Origin of the sequence: Pseudoduganella lutea (assembly GCF_004209755.1) — a bacterium.
GTDB lineage: Bacteria > Pseudomonadota > Gammaproteobacteria > Burkholderiales > Burkholderiaceae_D > Rugamonas > Rugamonas lutea.
The window spans coordinates 2803301-2819097 of record NZ_CP035913.1 but is presented as its reverse complement, the minus strand read 5'-3'; the positions used below and the strand labels follow the sequence as shown (position 1 = coordinate 2819097).

Below are 15797 nucleotides of genomic sequence, written 5' to 3'. Positions count from 1 at the left end.
GCTAACGGATCATGGCAGCGTGGCACCCGGCCACGCGTCGCTCGTGCACAGGCGGCGCACGACGTCGACAGCCAGCGTGCTGATGGCCGTGACAGCCGTCGTGGGTGGCAGGTTGCGCGAGGCGCACAACACCACGGTGCGCGAAATCGACGGCTCGCGGATATCCAGCCAGCGCATCTGGCCCCGCTCGATCTCGGGCAGCACGGGCGCCACCGGCAGGATCGTCGCACCCATGTCCGCCATCAGTGCCGATTTCAGGATGGCGATCGAGTTGATTTCGATGACGCCGCAGGTTGCCAGGCCGGCAGCGCGCGCCACGGATTCAATGCGGGGCCGCACGCCATGCTGCAGCCCTGGCAGGATCAGCGTGGCGCCAAGCGCTTCGGCCAGCGTCACCGCTGCGCGGCCGGGAAACCATGGCGCATCGGCACGGCAAATGAAGCACAGTGCTTCCTCGGCCAGCGGCGTGGTCGAGAAGGGCGTCAGCTGGCCATCGTCGAACAGCACGGCAAGGTTGACCCGGCCGGATTTCAGCTGCTCGGCCAGGTGGCCCGTCAGTTCTTCCGTCAATTGCAAGGTAATGTCGGGATACTGCTCGCGCGCCGCCGCCAGCAGCGGCAGGGCCAGCGCGGCGGAAATGCTGTGCGGCAGCCCAAGTGTGACAGTGCCGGATGGGCGGGCCGACTGGCTGACGGCGGAGCGGGCATCGGCCACCTGCTTGAGGATCGCTTGCGCGTGCTCGTAGAACACCTTGCCGGCATCCGTGCTGTGGACACCCTGGGCACTCCGGTGCAGCAATTGGGCACCCAGTTCCGTCTCGAGTTGTCGCAACTGCTGTGTCAGTGCCGGTTGTGCCACATGCAATACCCCGGCAGCGCGTGACAACGAGCCATGTTCCACAATTGCAACAAAGTAGCGCAACTGCCGTAGTTCCATATTCCTGGAAGGTTGTATTCAATACTTCAAAGTACCCGGCATGTCAGAAGAATTCGGCGGTATCGTTCGATTCGACGGCCTGCAGCAGTCCACTGCTGACCAGCTCGTCGTAATGGCACGCCATGTTGCGGCCATGGCTCTTGGCGAAATACAGCGCCTGGTCGGCACGGCCGAGAATCACCACCGGCGCCTCGACGGGGCTGATCGCCACGAAGCCGACACTGACGGTGACCTTGCCCACCTGGGGAAAGTCATGCTGCTCCACGTTCATGCGGAAGCGGTCGATGATCTTCCCGGCATTGTCCAGCGTGGTCGAGCGCAGCAGCACCACGAATTCCTCGCCACCAAAGCGGAAAACCCGGTCCTGGGCACGGAACGACGAGGTCAGCAGGTTGGCGATCAGGATCAGCACCTCGTCGCCATACAGGTGGCCGAAGCGGTCGTTGACGTGCTTGAAATGGTCGACGTCGACCACGGCGAGCCACTGCTTTTCCTCGTCCGTATGCTGGCGGCGCTCCGGTTCCCCCGGCAGCAGCGTCAACCCATCCGGCTCGGTGCCCGCGGCCAGCAGCATCTTGGCCAGCTGGTCGTCGAACGTCTTGCGGTTCAGCAGGCCCGTTAGTGAATCGCGCTCGCTGTAGTCGAGCAGGTTCTGGAAATTCTTGTAAACGCTGACGATGCCGCGGATGACGTGGACGGTATCGGCGGTGTACGGCGTGGGATTGACGATTTCCAGGCAGGTATCGGCTTTTTCTCCCAGCCAGATCGGCAACCACAATGTGTGCTTGCCTTCTTCATCGACTTCGTCGGCGGACATTTCGCGACGCGCGATGCAACGCTCCAGCGCGGGAAAACGGGCGATCGGCTCGCCAGGGCTGCCTGGATCGGGGCTTTCCTCCATCCTCGCCGCGTGCCCGGCCACCACCACGGCACGCGGACGCACATACACGTACCCGCGCACGTTGGCCAGCGTCAGCACCCGGGCGCGACTGGCGCCGGCGAGCTCTTGTACCGCCGAGATCACGGATATATCGAGCATTGTGTGATCGCGGTGGCCGGTCATGTCCACCATGTGTTTCAGAAGGGAATCCATGCTCTCGTCTAGAAGGTTGCGGCGGCTTTTTCCGGAACAAGGCACATAGTGATGGAGAGCACGAGGCCTTTCCTGAGAATAGTTGATAAGGATAAATCTTTTCTATTTCAGGAGCAATTATCCCGATCTAAAAATGTTGAAAAGCGCCACGATTCTACACGGAGTCGCTATTTCGGCAGCGCGCCGGTACCGGAAAGGGGCCGTGTGGCAATTCGCCACAGGTTTGCCGTTCCACTGGGCAAGCTTGCGCTACATCAATGTTTGCCGGCGGCATAAAAACTATAGTTTCTCTACTGGCACACGACATGCAGCCAGCATTAAACCCAACCACAAAGTACTCAGGAGGAAACATGAAAGCACTGATCATCGCAGCCCGCCAATTCGCCAACGACGAAGAAGGCATCACCGCCATCGAATACGGCCTGCTGGCAGCCGTGGTTGCCGGCGTCGTGGGCGTTGCGTTCGCGGCACTCGGCGAGACCATTGGTACGGCATTTGGTGACATCGGCGAGAAGATCACCGGCGCCCTGAACCCCACTCCGGTCACGCCCTGATTGATAAAAAAGCCCGCCGGTTCCGACCGGCGGGCTTTTTTCATTTATAGGCACCCCCAATGAACCTGGCACTTCAAATTCTTCTGCTGTGGCTGGTGTTGCAGGCCGCCGTCACTGATCTCGCGCTGCGGCGCATTCCCAATGTACTCGTCCTGTCCGGCCTTGTCCTGTCGGTGCTGCTGCACTGGCGCACGGGTGCGGAGGGCGCCGTGCTGTCCACGTGGCTGGCCGGCCTCGCCATGGGCTTCTTTCTCTTCCTGCCACTCTATTTGTTGCGCGGCATGGCCGCCGGCGACGTCAAGCTGATGGCGATGGTAGGCGCGTTTGCCGGCCCCACGCTGGCATTCGAGATCGCGGTCCTTTCCTGGCTAATCGGCGGCGTCCTGGCTATCGGCATGCTGGTGGCGAATGGCCGCTGGCGCATTCTCGTCAATAACATGAAAAATTTGCTCTGGCCATTGATGTGCCAGATCGCGGGTTACCGTATGCACGCAGTGCCTATCGAACGCCATGCCAGTGCCGGCGGTATCCCATATGGCGTAGCGATCGCCCTTGGCACGGCTGCCGTCGTCCTGGAACAACACGGTTTCACCTTTGTTTGAGATCAATATCCGCCAGGAAACCCCCGCCTAAAATTGCTCCTCTACAACGGAGGAGCGCAATGTCAGACCTTCAAATCACCGCAGGCGAGCGTACCGAAGGGCAAGCTCAACTGCCTCCGCAACCGAAAACGGTACGCGAAACCGGACTGGAGCTGAGCCTGCTTGCCGAGCTGGTGGCCAAGCATCTGTTCAGCGCCGGCAAGACCCTTCTTCCGGTACTGACGGCGCGGCTGCGTCTGTCGATCAACGTGCTGCGCGAAGTGCTCGACTTCATGGTGGCCGAGCAGCTGGCCGAGGTGGCATGGCGGGGCGATACCGACATCGACGTGCAATACCAGCTGACCTCGGCTGGTCGGCAGCGCACCGCCGCCTGGCTCGAGCGCAGTCCCTACAGCGGCCCCGCACCCGTGCCGCTGGATGAGTACAGAGCGCTGCTCCAACGGCAATCAGCCCTGTTGCCACCGGTCGCGGCGCAGGCCCTTACCGCGGAATTTGCCGACGACTGCCTGCCCGCCCAGGTAAGGGAACTGGTGGGAGCCGCCTTGCATGCGCACCGCTCCCTGCTGCTGCATGGCCCGTCCGGCAGCGGCAAGACCACCCTGGCACGCCGGCTTGGCCGGCTGCTGCAAGGCACGGTCGGTGTCCCGTATGCGGTGGCCGTGGGACAGGAAATCATGCAGGTCTACGACAGTGCGATCCACCACCCGCCGCCGGCACAGGCGCCCCGTCCGATGGGCGAGCGGCGCAGTATCGACAGCCGCTGGGCATTGTGCGGGCGGCCTGTGCTGCACATGGGGGCGGAATTGGCGCTGGACATGCTGGACCTGCGCCACGACCCGTTTTCGGGCAGCTACCAGGCGCCGCCGCAAGTCAAGGCGGCGGGTGGACTGGTCATCGTGGATGACCTGGGGCGGCAGCGGATACCGGCCGCCGAGTTGCTGAACCGGTTCACGCAGCCACTCGACACGGGGGTCGAGCAACTGGCGCTGCAGGGTGGCCGCAAGTTTTCCGTGCCGTTCGATGTGACGATGATCTTCGTTACCAGCCTGGAACCGCAGGCGGTGCTCGATCCATCGTCGCTGCGCCGGCTCGGCTACAAGGTCCACGTGGGGCCGCTCGGTGAAAACGCCTACCGCACGCTGTTCCGCCAGGAGTGCCGCACGATGGGCATCGTGCATGACGAGGTGGCGCTGCGCTACCTGATCGAGGAGCTTCACCGGGGCGACGGGCAGCCGCTGCTCGCCAGTTTCCCGCGCGACATCCTGTCCCGCATTGCCGACTTTGCCGCATTTACCGGCCAATCGCCTGCCGTGTCGGTTGCCACCATCGACCAGGCCTGGTCCAGCATGTTTGCCACCACCGGCGTGCAGCTCGCCGGTATTCCCGATACCAACCTGTTCGAGAGGATCGAATGAAAAACCGCCGTGCTTACATGATGATGGCATTCGCCATCGTGCTTGGTCTGGCCGCCGTCGCCCTGGCTTCACGCTGGCTGCTGGGGCAGGCGCCGGGCAATGCCACCCGTATCGTCGTTGCCACCGCCGATGTCAGCCTCGGGCAGCGCCTGGGGTCGGAGATGGTGAAACTGGCCGAATGGCCCGCCGACAGCCTGCCGGTCGGGGCGCTGCGCGATCCGCTGCAACTGTCCGGGCGGGTGCTGAAAGCCAGTGTGCTGCGTGGCGAACCGCTCACGGAAGCCAAGCTGGCTCCGGCCGGCACGCTGGGGGGCCTTTCCGCCCTGATCAGCGAAGGCAAGCGCGCCATTACCGTGCGCGTCAACGACGTGGTCGGGGTCGCCGGCTTCGCATTGCCCGGTAATTTCGTCGATATCCTCGTCAGCACCCAGGCCGATGCCAGCGCTACCAGCGAGGGCAGCGCGATCTCGAAGATCGTGCTGGAGCGGATCCTTGTGCTGGCCGTCGCGCAGGAAGTGGGGCGCGACGATACCAAGCCCCGCGTCGTCAATGCCGTCACGCTGGAGGTCTCGCCCGAACAGGCGGAAAAACTGGACCTGGCACGCAGCGTCGGCAGCCTGTCGCTGGTGCTGCGCAACCAGGTCGATCCGAACCCCGGCACGACCGCTGGCGCAACGAAGAACAGCCTGCTCGGCCTTGTCGCCCCGGAACCGGTCAAGCCCGCTGCATTGCCGCCGCCGCGCGCGACGGTACGGCAGGCAAGTGCCGCCCCCCATCGTCACTGCATCGGCACCATCGCCGGGCTGCGCAGCCATCAAGAGTGCCTGTAAGGATGCCATCATGAAACTGTATTCCACCATACTCCTGGCCGGCCTGTCAGCCGCGGCCCATGCCGAACCCGTGCCGGCCTTGTCGACCGTACCGCCGACCGCCGCCGCTGCGGTACCGGGCGCCGCAACCGCAGCGCCACGCAAAACCGCAGCGCTGGAGCGCGTCGATGGGCCGCGCTGCCGCGGCAAGGCTGCCGCGCCGGGCCAGATGGCGCTGCAACTCGGCAAATCCACGCTGATGCGCCTGCCGGAACCTATCGCCAGCCGCAGCGTCGGCAACCCGGCCGTGCTGCAGGCGATGGCCGTGGCACCCGACACGCTGTACCTGGCCGGCGTGGACATCGGCAGCACCAACATGATCGTGCAGGGCAGGAGCGGCGCCTGCAGCGTGATCGAGGTCACTGTTGCAATGGACCCTTCTGCATTGCAGGGCACCCTTGCCGCGCTGCTGCCGGACGAGAAGGATCTCCGGGTTACCGCCGCCGCGGACACGCTGGTGCTGAGCGGCACGGTGGCGGACGGCACGACGCTGGCGCGCGTAATGGAACTGGCCCAGGCCTACGTGCGCCAGCCGGCCAAGCCGCTGGCCGGCACGGATCGCGATGGTGGCGCCGCACCGGCCGGCGCAAGCAGTGCGCGCGTCGTCAACCTGCTGGGGGTGAGCGCACCACAGCAGGTGATGCTGGAGGTGAAGATCGCCGAAGTATCGAAAACCCTGCTCGACAAGCTGGAAGCGGGCACCGCTTTGCGCTTGCGCGGCGGCGAGTGGACGCACGCGCTGGTATCGAACTTCCTCAGCGGTACGTTGAAGGGCGGCGTCAGCCTGGGCAAATCGCCGGCGAATGCGCTGCGGCTGGACGCCCAGCGCGACCAGGGGCTGGTGCGGCTGCTGGCCGAGCCGACCGTGATGGCGATCAGTGGCCAGGAAGGCAGCTTCCTGGCAGGCGGCAAGATTTTTATCCCGGTCGCCCAGGACAACAACAAGGTATCGCTGGAAGAAAAAGAATTCGGCGTGGGCCTGCGCTTCACGCCCACGGTGCTGGCCGGCGGCCGGATCAGCCTGAAGGTGGCGCCCGAAGTGTCGGAACTGTCGCGCGAAGGCATCGGCATCAGCGCGAACGGGATCACGGGCGGGGCAATCATGCCGCTGATCACGACCCGTCGCGCCACCACGACGGTGCAGTTGTTCGATGGCCAGAGCTTCGCTATTGGCGGCCTGATCCGCAATAACCAGGTCAGCAACATCGATGCGCTGCCTGTGCTCGGTGACGTTCCCGTGCTGGGGTCGCTGTTCCGCAGCACCGACTTCCAGCAGGACCGCACCGAATTGCTGTTCGTGGTCACGGCCCATCTCGTCAAGCCGCTGCCGCCAGGTATCGCCCTGCCGACGGATGCACTGCAGCCTGCCCGCGGCGGCGACCTGTTCATGCTCGGCAGGATGGAAAAGCGTGCGCCCGCTGTTACCCCGGCAGCCACCCCCGCAGCCAATCCTGCAACCACCCCAGCAGCCACGCCTGCGCAAGGCTCCGGCTTCCAGCTGAAATAAGGAGGATCCCATGAAAACCAGCCTGACCCTGGCAGTGATCTGCTGCGCGCTTGCCGGCTGCGGCGAAGCCATTTTACGCACGACGCCGCAATGGGATGCCCGTTTCGGCGATGCGACGCGCGCCGCGTTCGCCCGGCAAGTGATCCACCCCGATGCCGGCCGGGACGCCCGACCGGTGAACGGCCTGGACGGCCAGGCCGCAGCCGCGGCCCAGAAACGCTACCAGAACTCGTTCGCCGAGCCGCCGGCGCCGCCCGTGTTCACCATCGGGATCGGTTCCAAATGAAACAGCTGCCTGCGATCGCGCGCCGCCAGCACGGCGTGGTCATGATCATGTATGCGTTGATGGTCACGGTCATCCTGGGCTTCAGCGGCCTGGTGGTCGACCTCGGGCTGGTGTACCTGCGTCGCGCCCAGTTGCAGGCAGCCGCCGACAATATCGCCATCGGCGCGGCACACAAGTTGAACGGCACGATCGCCGGCGTGAACGCGGCTGTCGCGGAAGCGGCGGGTATTGCCAAAACGCTGCCCGTTGTTGCTGCCACCAGCGACGCCGGGGTGGCCGCAGCCCTGCGCTTCAGCAATGATCCCCATGCCGACGCCAGTGCCTGGTTGGACGCGGCGGCTGCGAAGGCGGCTCCTGCCGAGCTGTTATATGTCCGCGCCGACATGGGCGCACTGCCCGACGCCATGCGGCAAGTCCAGCCCCTGCTGATGGGGGTGCTGGGGAAGATGGTGTCGTTCGACGTGCGGCCGGTGGCCGTTGCCGGCCGCGGTTCCTTGAACGTGATGCCGCTGGCCATCTGCGCACGCAAGACCGACCCGATGACGATCCGTATCAACGGTGTCGGCCCCACCGCGCTGACAGAGCAGGTGGCCTATGGCTTTCGCATGGGTATCACGTACAACCTGCTCAACCTGAACCCCAACGGGAACCAGCCCGTGTATTTCCACGTCGATCCGCTCACGCCGGCCGACACGCCTGGCACGGAACTCACCATGAGAAACGAGGTCCTGGCACCATTCATGTGCTCGGGCACCGTGGCCTATTCCCGGATCGGCAACCGTTCCCTCAACGTGCGCAAGCAGGAACCCGCGGTGACAGGGCCATTCGGCTTGTGGCGGCAGCTCAATTCCCGTTTCAACGAGTACGACACGGCGGGAGCCGCCCCGGCCTGCACGCGCTTTGGCGCACCGCCCGACCAGAATATCAAGAGCTTCAGGAGCGTCACGTGGCAGGCGGCGACGACGCAAGTCAGTGCCCAGCCGGCCATCGTCGACGGTGGGCTTGCCACGGTCGCCGACCGGCCGTATGCCGAGCTCAACGGAGCATTCAAGCCCACGGCGGCGCAATATGGTACCCGCTGGGCTTTCCATAGTCCGCGCACTGTGGACAATATCAAGTTCCAGTCATCGTGGAGCTTGCTGTATCCGTCGACGCCCACTGTGACTGGACCGTCCACGACCTTTGGCACCGGCTGGGTGGCGAGCGGGCCCTATCACTCCACGACCCCATCCATGCCGTATTACATCAGGCCGGATGCCGGACCGTCGCAGCGAGGCCGCCGCCTGATGCATGTTCCGCTGCTGCGCTGTCCAGTAAGTGGCAACCAGGCAACCGTGCTGGCCTATGGCAGGTTCTACCTGTCCGCGCCCGCGACCGATACTGAAATCCCGGCCGAATTCGGCGGCGCCGTCACGCTTGCCGAAGAGGGCTCGCTGGCCGGCCCCGTGGAGCTGTTCCCATGAACCGCCGCCCTTGTCGCGAACGCGGCACGGCCGCCATCGAAATGGTGTTCGTGCTCCTCACCAGCATTCTCCTGCTGGGAATCATCGTGCTGGTCGGGCGCCTGACCTGGCACGCCACCTCGCTCGTGAAAAGCGTGGCCGATACCACGCGCATCGTTGCCACGCTGCCACGGACGACCCTGGTCGGTGGGACCACCCACATGAAGGCTTTGACCGAGCGGCATGTGCGTGTCGTTACCGAATCCGCCGGCCTCGACCTGCAGCCAGGGGATGGCATCGATGCCAGGTGCGGTGGCACTTCCTGCACTGATTTCGCTTTCACATTCGTCACGGTCAACGCATCGATCCGCTTCTACGACACGATCTTTGGCACCAACCTGTTCGACGTCCGTGTGAATTACAACATCCAGCCGGAGTACAACATGGCTTTTATCTACAGGCAAACCTATGCGCGCCCTCCCGCACCACCAGCGAACTGAGCGCGGCGTGGTCATCATCGAGCTGGCGCTCGTGATGTTCATCTTCCTGCTGCTGGTGATCGGCACGCTCGAAGTCGCGCGTGTCATGTACATGCTCAACGCGGTGCAGGATGTGACGCGCGTTGCGGCCCGTGCCGCCGCGGTGACGGACTACACCAGTATCGAGGGCATGGCGGCTCTGCGCCGGCATGCCCTGCTGCGCGCCGACGATGGCCCATTGCCCCTGCTGCCCGAGCTCGGGCCCGGGCAGATCAACATCGAATACCTGGGCCAGGATGCGGATGGCGCGATCCGCTCCATCGCCAGGCCGCAGTGCCCGGCGCAGAACGTCGTGAACTGCAATCGCGATCCCCATGGCGGCTCGTGCATTCGTCTCGTCCGCGTCAGTATCTGTGCCGAGCCCGACGCAAACGGCGCATGCACCCCGCTGGCCTATCGCTCGCTGACCGGCATGGTGCCTGGTTTGAACACTCTGCCGGTGCCGCCCTCGGCCACCGTCGTCAAGGCCGAGTCGCTCGGCTTCGTACCCGCATCGCAACATTGCATTAATGGAGGATGAAAACATGAAAGCTCTGATGATCAGCAAGGATAGCCTGCTGCATGCGGAGATCGCCGCCCAGGGGTCGGCGCGGATGCCGGCACTGCAGCTGGTAGCTTCGCGCCAGGGCGTGCGCGACGCTGCCGAACGGCCGCTGGCCGATCCGCCCGACATGGTGATCTTCGACGCCGGCGATGTCGAGCCGGGCGAGTGGGAGATCGTCGAAAGGCTCGTGCGCCAATACCCGAATGCGCGCTTCATGCTGCTGGCACGCGAGGCACACCAGGACTTGCTGATCCGCGCGATGCGTGCCGGCATGCGCGAGGTGCTGCAACTGCCACTGGTGCACCGCGCCTTCCACGAGGCGATGGATCGGGTGGAGATCGAAACCGGCGTCACGCGCATGCGGGACGGCAAGGTGCTCGCCTTCATCGCCTGCAAGGGCGGCAGCGGCGCCACGTTCCTGGCCACGAATTTCGCCTATGCGCTGGGGGCGCTGGCCGACAAGAAGGCGCTGGTCATCGACATGCATGGCCAGTTCGGCGACGCCACGCTGTATGTATCGGACCAGAAGCCGGCGATGACGCTGGCCGACGTCTGCGCGCAGATCAACCGGATGGATGGCGCATTCCTCGAGTCGTGCCTGGTCCACGTGACACCGAACTTCGGTGTGCTGGCCGGCGCCGACGATCCGGCCAAGGCGGCCGACATGAAGCCTGAACACATGGACACGATCCTGCGCGTGGCACGCCAGCATTACGACTTCATCGTGCTGGACGTGGGCCGCCAGATCGACGCATTGTCGCTGCGCGCGCTCGATGGTGCCGATGCGATCTACCCGGTACTGCAACTGGCGCTGCCCGATATTCGCGACGGGCGCCGCCTGCTCGACATCTTCCGCTCGCTGGGCTATCCGGCGGAGCGCACGCGGCTGATCGTCAACCGCTACGAGAAGGGCGGCAAGCTGCGGCTGGCGGACCTGGAGCATGCGCTGGGCGCGGACGTGATGCATACCGTGCCGAACGATTACCTGTCGGCGACCGACTCGGTCAACCAGGGAATTCCCGTGCTGCAGCTGTCGCGCGGGAGCCTGGTCGCGCGCAGCCTGGCCGACCTGGTCGAAGTGGTGACGGAACGCCGGGTGCCCGAATCGAAAGGCCTGTTCGACCGCTTGTTCGGCCGCAGCGAAGTTGAAATCTGTCCATAACGGAGACCGCCATGAGTTTGCGAGAACGCCTTGCAGTGACCGAGGAAACCCGCCAGAACGTCGCCGCGCTGCCTGCCCAGTCGCTGGCCGCCTACCGCGAGCTGAAGGCCATGATGCACCAGCTGATCCTGGACCGCATCGACCTGGAGCGCCTGAAACGACTGACGTCCGAGCAGTTCAAGCACGAGCTGGCGCTGCTGGTCCAGCGCATCATCGAAGATGAGCGGATCGTGCTGAACCAGACCGAGCGCCATCACCTGGTGCTCGACATCCAGCATGAAATGCTGGGCTTTGGCCCGCTGGAACGCCTGCTGTCCGATAACAGCATCTCCGATATCCTCGTCAATACGCATGCAAAGGTGTATGTGGAACGCGCTGGCCGGCTCGAGCTGACGGACGTGACCTTCAACGACAATGCGCACCTGATGAAGATCATCGAGAAGATCGTGTCCCGGGTGGGCCGCCGGGTCGACGAATCGAGCCCGATGGTCGATGCGCGGCTGCCGGACGGTTCGCGCGTCAACGCGATCATTCCGCCGCTGGCCGTGGATGGTCCGATCCTGTCGATCCGGCGTTTTTCCGTCAATCCTCTGTCGATGCAGAACCTGATCGAGAACAAGAGCCTGACGCCACCGATGATGCAGGTGCTGCAGGCACTGGGCCATGCCAAGGTCAACATCCTGATCTCGGGCGGTACCGGCAGCGGCAAGACCACGCTGCTGAACGTGCTGTCCGGCTATATCCCCGCAGCGGAACGGATCGTGACGATCGAGGATGCCGCCGAGCTGGCCATGCGCCAGCCACACGTGGTGCGCCTGGAAACCCGGCCACCGAATATCGAAGGCAAGGGCGAGGTCAACCAGCGGGCACTGGTGCGCAACGCGCTGCGGATGCGGCCCGACCGCATCATCCTGGGCGAGGTGCGCGGCGCCGAGGCGATAGACATGCTGCAGGCGATGAATACGGGGCATGAAGGATCGCTGGCGACAATCCACTCGAATACCCCGCGCGACGCGCTTGCGCGGCTGGAAAACATGGTGGGCATGTCCGGCGTCAACCTGACGCCGCGCGCCACGCGCCAGCAGATCGCGTCGGCAATCACCGTGGTGCTGCAGGTATCGCGCCTGACCGATGGCGCGCGCAAGCTGGTCAGCCTGCAGGAAGTCACCGGTATGGAAGGCGATGTGATCGCCATGCACGAAATCTTCCGCTTCGAGCAGACCGGCGTGGATACGAACGGCAAGGTGAAAGGGCATTTCTTCGCCACCGGCGTGCGGCCGCGCTTTGCCGAGCGGCTGGCGATGTTCGGCATGCCGGTGCCCGACAATGCATTCGATCCGGACCGCGTGTTCGAATAGGAGACGGCAATGGACATGGTCTTCACTGCATTCGCGGTACTGGTGTTCGCCGCGGTAATCTTCATGGTGGAAGGTGCGTGGATGTGGTGGAGCACCAGCCACGGCCGCAGCGCGCGCCGCATCGCACGCCGGCTCGACCTGATGTCTGGCCGTGCCGAGGGGGGCGAACGGATCAGCATCCTGAAGCAACGCCGCTATGTCGCATCGCCCGGGCTGGACCAATGGCTGCACGGCATTCCACAAATGGCGCTGCTCGATCGCCTGCTGTTGCAGGCCGGCCTGCGCTGCCAGGTGGGAGAGTTCCTGGCCAGGTCGGCCGGCGTGCTGTGCCTGGCGCTGCTGCTGGTGCCTGCCCTGGAAATGCCGCCGTTGCCGGCATGCCTGATGCTGGCTGGCACCATCGGTGGCCCATTTGGCCTGCTGCTGCGCTGGCGCGCCGCGCGGCTCAAGAAAATCGAGAGCCAGCTGCCCGAAGCGGCCGACTTCCTGGCGCGCGCGCTGCGCGCCGGCCACTCGTTCGCCAACGTGCTGAAGATGGTGGGCGACGAGATTCCCGAACCCATCGGCACCGAATTCAAGGCCACTTACGAGGAGATCAACTACGGTGCGCCGATGAACGAGGCACTGCACAACCTGGCCTCACGGATTCCGCTGACCGACCTGCGGTACTTCGTGCTGGCCGTATTGATCCAGCGCGAGTCGGGCGGCAACCTGGCCGAGCTGCTCGCCAACATCAGCCGGTTGACGCGGGCCCGGCTGAAACTGCAGGGCCAGGTGCGGGTGCTGTCGGCCGAGGGGCGGATGTCGGCCTGGATCCTTGGCCTGCTGCCGCTTGTCATGCTGGCCTTCATGAGCATGACGAATTACGGCTACATCAGCTTGCTGTGGACCGATCCGACCGGCGTCAGGATGATGTGGTTTGCCGGCGCCGCGATGGTGTTCGGCGCATTGTGGATGCGCAAGATCGTGAGGATTCGAGCATGAACGGGCACCAGCTGTTATTCCTGTTGATCGTGTTCGTCGTCGTCGCCGGCGTGGCGCTGGCGGGCATGGCGATCTTCGCGCCTGCTTCGCTGCGCAGGCGGCTGCATGCATTCCGCAGTCCCCCCGAGGATACGCCACTGGCCAGCGAAGGCGTATGGGTCGAGCGTGTCGCGCGCGTGGCCAAGCCCTTGACGAGGTTGTCGCTGCCCGAAGATGGCTGGGAGCGTTCGCCGCTGCGCACGAAGTTCATCAATGCGGGCTGGCGGAGTTCCCAGGCGCCGACGCTGTATTTCGCGACCAAGACCGTGCTGTCGCTCGGCCTTCCCGCGTTGCTGGCGCTGCTGTTGGCCGGCAGCACGGGCGGCCTGCTGCGCCAGGGCTTCATGCTGGTGCTGTTCTCCGGCGCGGCGCTCGGCTATTACCTGCCGAACTTCGTGCTGTCCCGTACCGCTGCCGCCCGGCAGCGCGAGATCTTTGAAAACATCCCCGATGCACTCGACCTGATGACCGTGTGTGTCGAGGCGGGCCTGTCGATGGAGCGGGCGCTGACGAAGGTGGCGGCCGAGATCGACGTCAAGAGCATCGTGCTGGCGCAGGAGCTGCAGCTCGTGCTGATGGAAATGCGGGCCGGCTTTTCCAAGGAAAAGGCATTGCGCAACTTCGCGCTGCGCAGTGGCGTGGACGACGTCGACACCCTGGTTGCCATGCTGATCCAGGCCGAGCGTTTCGGTACCAGCATGGGCGACTCGCTGCGCGTGCACTCGGATAACCTGCGCCACAAGCGTTCGCTGCTGGCAGAGGAGGCCGCGGCCAAGATCGGGTTGAAGCTGCTGTTCCCGCTGATCTTCTGCATGTTCCCTGCTTTGATGTTGGTACTGGTGGGACCAGCGGCCATCCGTCTGATCAGGGTCGTCCTGCCGGCGATGTCCGGCCAGTCATGAACGGAGCCGATATGAAAACCATCAATAGAACCGGCCGGCTGGCCGCCGTCGCATGCGCCGGCACGCTGCTCCTGGCTTGCAGCGGCCGCCAGGCTGCCGTAACGCAGCACACGGTTCCGATCCCGGCCGTGGGTGCGGATGGCTACTACGCCATTGGCCGCGCCGAGCACATGGCGCGCCGGTACGCCGCCGCGCAGCGTGCCTGGGACGCGGCATTGCGGCTCGACCCACGCCACGCCGACACGCGCAACGGCCTGGCCGTGCTGCAGGCCGAACGTGGCAATTACAGCGCAGCGATCGCGCTGTGGCGCAAACTGGTGGACGAAGGCACGGCGTTACCCCCGGCCGAGCAGGCTTTCGTGCTCGGCAATCTGGGATATGCGCTGTACCTGCGCGGCGAGCGAGACGAAGCGCTGGTCATGCTGGAAAAGGCATGTGTGCTCGATCCCTTCCAGCCGCTTGCCTGGGAACACCTTGCCACCGTGCTCGAAGCGCTCGGCCAGAAGGACCGCGCGCTGCAGATGATGAAACAGGCGCGCACGCTGCGAACGCATGACATCCGCCATGACTATGCGGCGGCCGGTGTCCAGGCACCGGCCGCCGCGGCTACCGGGATGCCCACGGCTGTCACGGTTGCCACCGCTTCCGGCCCAAGTCCATGGCCTGGCGATCTCGCCCGCACTGAACTGCGCCAGGCGGGTGCCGTGATCGAGGTGCACAGGGTCGAAGCGGCCGCGGTGCGCCCGGCGGCCCGGCCGATCGCCACGGTTGGAAACGAAAGCGGCGGCGCCGGCAGCGGTGTCCGGCTCGAGATCAGCAACGGCAACGGCACGCGCGGCCTGGCGGCCGCGTGGAAGCGTCAGCTGGCGGGCCCGGAATGGCAATCGGTGCGGCTGACCAACGAGAAGCCCTTTGCAGTGCCGGTAACGCGCATCGAATACCGGGGCAGTGCCGAGGCGGGCGTCGTGGCGCGAGCACTGGCCCACCGGCTTGGCCTGCCGGCACCGACGATGCTGGCGGATGGCTCCCCGGTTGCCGCGCGTACCGACCTGCGCATTGTGCTGGGGTGGGATCAGCGCACGGCCGTGGCGTCGGTTGAAAGAAAGCCTGCACAGGCTTCCCTGCAGGCTCCATGATGCGCAGGTAGGGTGACCGGCCCAGTGCCGGTCGAAGACGCCCTCGCCGCGCTTACAGTGCGGCTTTTTCAGCAGCGCTCAGGCGTTTTGCGGTCACCTTCACGACCGCCATCGGCGCCCCCTCGACCGCGACGCCATACACCTTCGGTTCCGGCGCTTCGTGGCCGATCCGCGAAGCCGCGGCGCTGGCCATGCCCGTCGCGCCGACGATGACGAGGGTGGCGAGGAAGATCGATTCCATGTGTTTGGTAATGTTCATCATGCTCTCCTGTGGGCTGTTCAATCGGTGGCGCGTTGTCGTCTTGCGCTGCGGTGATTGAACTATAGGGAGCCCACGGTCCGTCCACCACGCGGATGCGACAGACGGCCGTTTTGACGACATGAACTGCGTTTCCGGCGGGTCGTGTCCTGCCGAAAATCAGAGCCCGG

At 65.0% G+C, this 15797-nt stretch carries 17 protein-coding genes; 14 read left to right on the top strand and 3 right to left on the bottom strand.

Annotation, left to right across the window (positions count from 1 at the left end):
• Positions 1-9: 9 nt before the first annotated feature.
• Both EWM63_RS11815 and EWM63_RS11810 read right to left on the bottom strand, forming a co-directional pair.
• Positions 10-936: a LysR substrate-binding domain-containing protein gene (locus EWM63_RS11815; RefSeq protein WP_130186696.1), complete on the bottom strand. Its 927-nt coding sequence runs from the start codon at positions 934-936 to the stop codon at positions 10-12.
• A 43-nt stretch (positions 937-979) separates the two neighbouring features.
• A complete protein-coding gene (locus EWM63_RS11810) occupies positions 980-2029 on the bottom strand; it encodes a GGDEF domain-containing protein (protein ID WP_130186695.1) in 1050 nt (349 codons plus the stop codon).
• Between the two features lie 350 nt (positions 2030-2379).
• Between EWM63_RS11810 and EWM63_RS11805 the strand changes: the two genes are divergently transcribed.
• From EWM63_RS11805 to EWM63_RS11740, 14 genes are read left to right on the top strand one after another with little or no spacing between them, the layout of a single operon-like run.
• Positions 2380-2583 (top strand): Flp family type IVb pilin, encoded by a 204-nt coding sequence (locus EWM63_RS11805; protein WP_130186694.1) that lies wholly within the window; start codon positions 2380-2382, stop codon positions 2581-2583.
• A 59-nt stretch (positions 2584-2642) separates the two neighbouring features.
• A complete protein-coding gene (locus EWM63_RS11800; protein WP_130186693.1) occupies positions 2643-3185 on the top strand; it encodes an A24 family peptidase in 543 nt (180 codons plus the stop codon).
• Positions 3186-3244: 59 nt separating this feature from the next.
• Positions 3245-4600 carry a DUF8689 domain-containing protein gene (locus EWM63_RS11795; protein ID WP_130186692.1) on the top strand — a complete coding sequence of 452 codons (1356 nt, stop codon included), beginning with the start codon at positions 3245-3247 and terminating at the stop codon, positions 4598-4600.
• On the top strand, positions 4597-5430 hold the full coding sequence (cpaB, locus tag EWM63_RS11790; protein ID WP_130186691.1) for a Flp pilus assembly protein CpaB: 834 nt from the start codon (positions 4597-4599) through the stop codon (positions 5428-5430). Before EWM63_RS11795 ends, cpaB begins: the two co-directional genes overlap by 4 nt.
• 10 nt (positions 5431-5440) lie before the next feature.
• Positions 5441-6976: a type II and III secretion system protein family protein gene (locus tag EWM63_RS11785; RefSeq protein WP_130186690.1), complete on the top strand. Its 1536-nt coding sequence runs from the start codon at positions 5441-5443 to the stop codon at positions 6974-6976.
• A gap of 10 nt (positions 6977-6986) precedes the next feature.
• Positions 6987-7262, top strand: a complete 276-nt coding sequence (locus EWM63_RS11780; RefSeq protein WP_130186689.1) for a hypothetical protein — start codon at positions 6987-6989, stop codon at positions 7260-7262.
• On the top strand, positions 7259-8725 hold the full coding sequence (locus EWM63_RS11775; protein ID WP_130186688.1) for a pilus assembly protein TadG-related protein: 1467 nt from the start codon (positions 7259-7261) through the stop codon (positions 8723-8725). The genes EWM63_RS11780 and EWM63_RS11775 overlap by 4 nt, the downstream gene beginning before the upstream one ends.
• Complete coding sequence (locus tag EWM63_RS11770; protein ID WP_130186687.1) at positions 8722-9204, top strand: TadE/TadG family type IV pilus assembly protein; 483 nt, start codon at positions 8722-8724, stop codon at positions 9202-9204. Before EWM63_RS11775 ends, EWM63_RS11770 begins: the two co-directional genes overlap by 4 nt.
• Positions 9173-9763, top strand: coding sequence for a TadE family protein (locus EWM63_RS11765; protein ID WP_130186686.1), 591 nt, complete (start codon positions 9173-9175; stop codon positions 9761-9763). Before EWM63_RS11770 ends, EWM63_RS11765 begins: the two co-directional genes overlap by 32 nt.
• A 4-nt stretch (positions 9764-9767) precedes the next feature.
• Positions 9768-10949, top strand: a complete 1182-nt coding sequence (locus EWM63_RS11760; protein WP_130186685.1) for a CpaE/TadZ family protein — start codon at positions 9768-9770, stop codon at positions 10947-10949.
• A gap of 11 nt (positions 10950-10960) precedes the next feature.
• The gene (locus EWM63_RS11755; protein WP_130186684.1) at positions 10961-12307 is read left to right on the top strand and encodes a TadA family conjugal transfer-associated ATPase; all 1347 of its coding nucleotides are present in this window, start codon (positions 10961-10963) and stop codon (positions 12305-12307) included.
• A 9-nt stretch (positions 12308-12316) separates the two neighbouring features.
• Entirely contained in the window at positions 12317-13291 is a 975-nt protein-coding gene (locus tag EWM63_RS11750) for a type II secretion system F family protein (protein WP_130186683.1), read from the top strand.
• Positions 13288-14232 (top strand): type II secretion system F family protein, encoded by a 945-nt coding sequence (locus tag EWM63_RS11745; RefSeq protein WP_130186682.1) that lies wholly within the window; start codon positions 13288-13290, stop codon positions 14230-14232. The genes EWM63_RS11750 and EWM63_RS11745 overlap by 4 nt, the downstream gene beginning before the upstream one ends.
• An 11-nt stretch (positions 14233-14243) precedes the next feature.
• Complete coding sequence (locus EWM63_RS11740; RefSeq protein WP_165390805.1) at positions 14244-15368, top strand: LytR C-terminal domain-containing protein; 1125 nt, start codon at positions 14244-14246, stop codon at positions 15366-15368.
• 52 nt (positions 15369-15420) lie between these two features.
• Here the strand turns inward: EWM63_RS11740 and EWM63_RS11735 are convergent, their stop codons facing one another.
• Complete coding sequence (locus tag EWM63_RS11735; RefSeq protein ID WP_307720852.1) at positions 15421-15630, bottom strand: hypothetical protein; 210 nt, start codon at positions 15628-15630, stop codon at positions 15421-15423.
• Positions 15631-15797: the final 167 nt, after the last annotated feature.

What these genes read in the sequence shown, in the direction of transcription:
- EWM63_RS11815 (WP_130186696.1), bottom strand. Translation starts at nt 936, where the DNA reads ATGGAACTACGGCAGTTGCGCTACTTTGTTGCAATTGTGGAACATGGC.
- EWM63_RS11810 (WP_130186695.1), bottom strand. Translation starts at nt 2,029, where the DNA reads ATGGATTCCCTTCTGAAACACATGGTGGACATGACCGGCCACCGCGAT.
- EWM63_RS11805 (WP_130186694.1), top strand. Translation starts at nt 2,380, where the DNA reads ATGAAAGCACTGATCATCGCAGCCCGCCAATTCGCCAACGACGAAGAA.
- EWM63_RS11800 (WP_130186693.1), top strand. Translation starts at nt 2,643, where the DNA reads ATGAACCTGGCACTTCAAATTCTTCTGCTGTGGCTGGTGTTGCAGGCC.
- EWM63_RS11795 (WP_130186692.1), top strand. Translation starts at nt 3,245, where the DNA reads ATGTCAGACCTTCAAATCACCGCAGGCGAGCGTACCGAAGGGCAAGCT.
- cpaB (WP_130186691.1), top strand. Translation starts at nt 4,597, where the DNA reads ATGAAAAACCGCCGTGCTTACATGATGATGGCATTCGCCATCGTGCTT.
- EWM63_RS11785 (WP_130186690.1), top strand. Translation starts at nt 5,441, where the DNA reads ATGAAACTGTATTCCACCATACTCCTGGCCGGCCTGTCAGCCGCGGCC.
- EWM63_RS11780 (WP_130186689.1), top strand. Translation starts at nt 6,987, where the DNA reads ATGAAAACCAGCCTGACCCTGGCAGTGATCTGCTGCGCGCTTGCCGGC.
- EWM63_RS11775 (WP_130186688.1), top strand. Translation starts at nt 7,259, where the DNA reads ATGAAACAGCTGCCTGCGATCGCGCGCCGCCAGCACGGCGTGGTCATG.
- EWM63_RS11770 (WP_130186687.1), top strand. Translation starts at nt 8,722, where the DNA reads ATGAACCGCCGCCCTTGTCGCGAACGCGGCACGGCCGCCATCGAAATG.
- EWM63_RS11765 (WP_130186686.1), top strand. Translation starts at nt 9,173, where the DNA reads ATGCGCGCCCTCCCGCACCACCAGCGAACTGAGCGCGGCGTGGTCATC.
- EWM63_RS11760 (WP_130186685.1), top strand. Translation starts at nt 9,768, where the DNA reads ATGAAAGCTCTGATGATCAGCAAGGATAGCCTGCTGCATGCGGAGATC.
- EWM63_RS11755 (WP_130186684.1), top strand. Translation starts at nt 10,961, where the DNA reads ATGAGTTTGCGAGAACGCCTTGCAGTGACCGAGGAAACCCGCCAGAAC.
- EWM63_RS11750 (WP_130186683.1), top strand. Translation starts at nt 12,317, where the DNA reads ATGGACATGGTCTTCACTGCATTCGCGGTACTGGTGTTCGCCGCGGTA.
- EWM63_RS11745 (WP_130186682.1), top strand. Translation starts at nt 13,288, where the DNA reads ATGAACGGGCACCAGCTGTTATTCCTGTTGATCGTGTTCGTCGTCGTC.
- EWM63_RS11740 (WP_165390805.1), top strand. Translation starts at nt 14,244, where the DNA reads ATGAAAACCATCAATAGAACCGGCCGGCTGGCCGCCGTCGCATGCGCC.
- EWM63_RS11735 (WP_307720852.1), bottom strand. Translation starts at nt 15,630, where the DNA reads ATGATGAACATTACCAAACACATGGAATCGATCTTCCTCGCCACCCTC.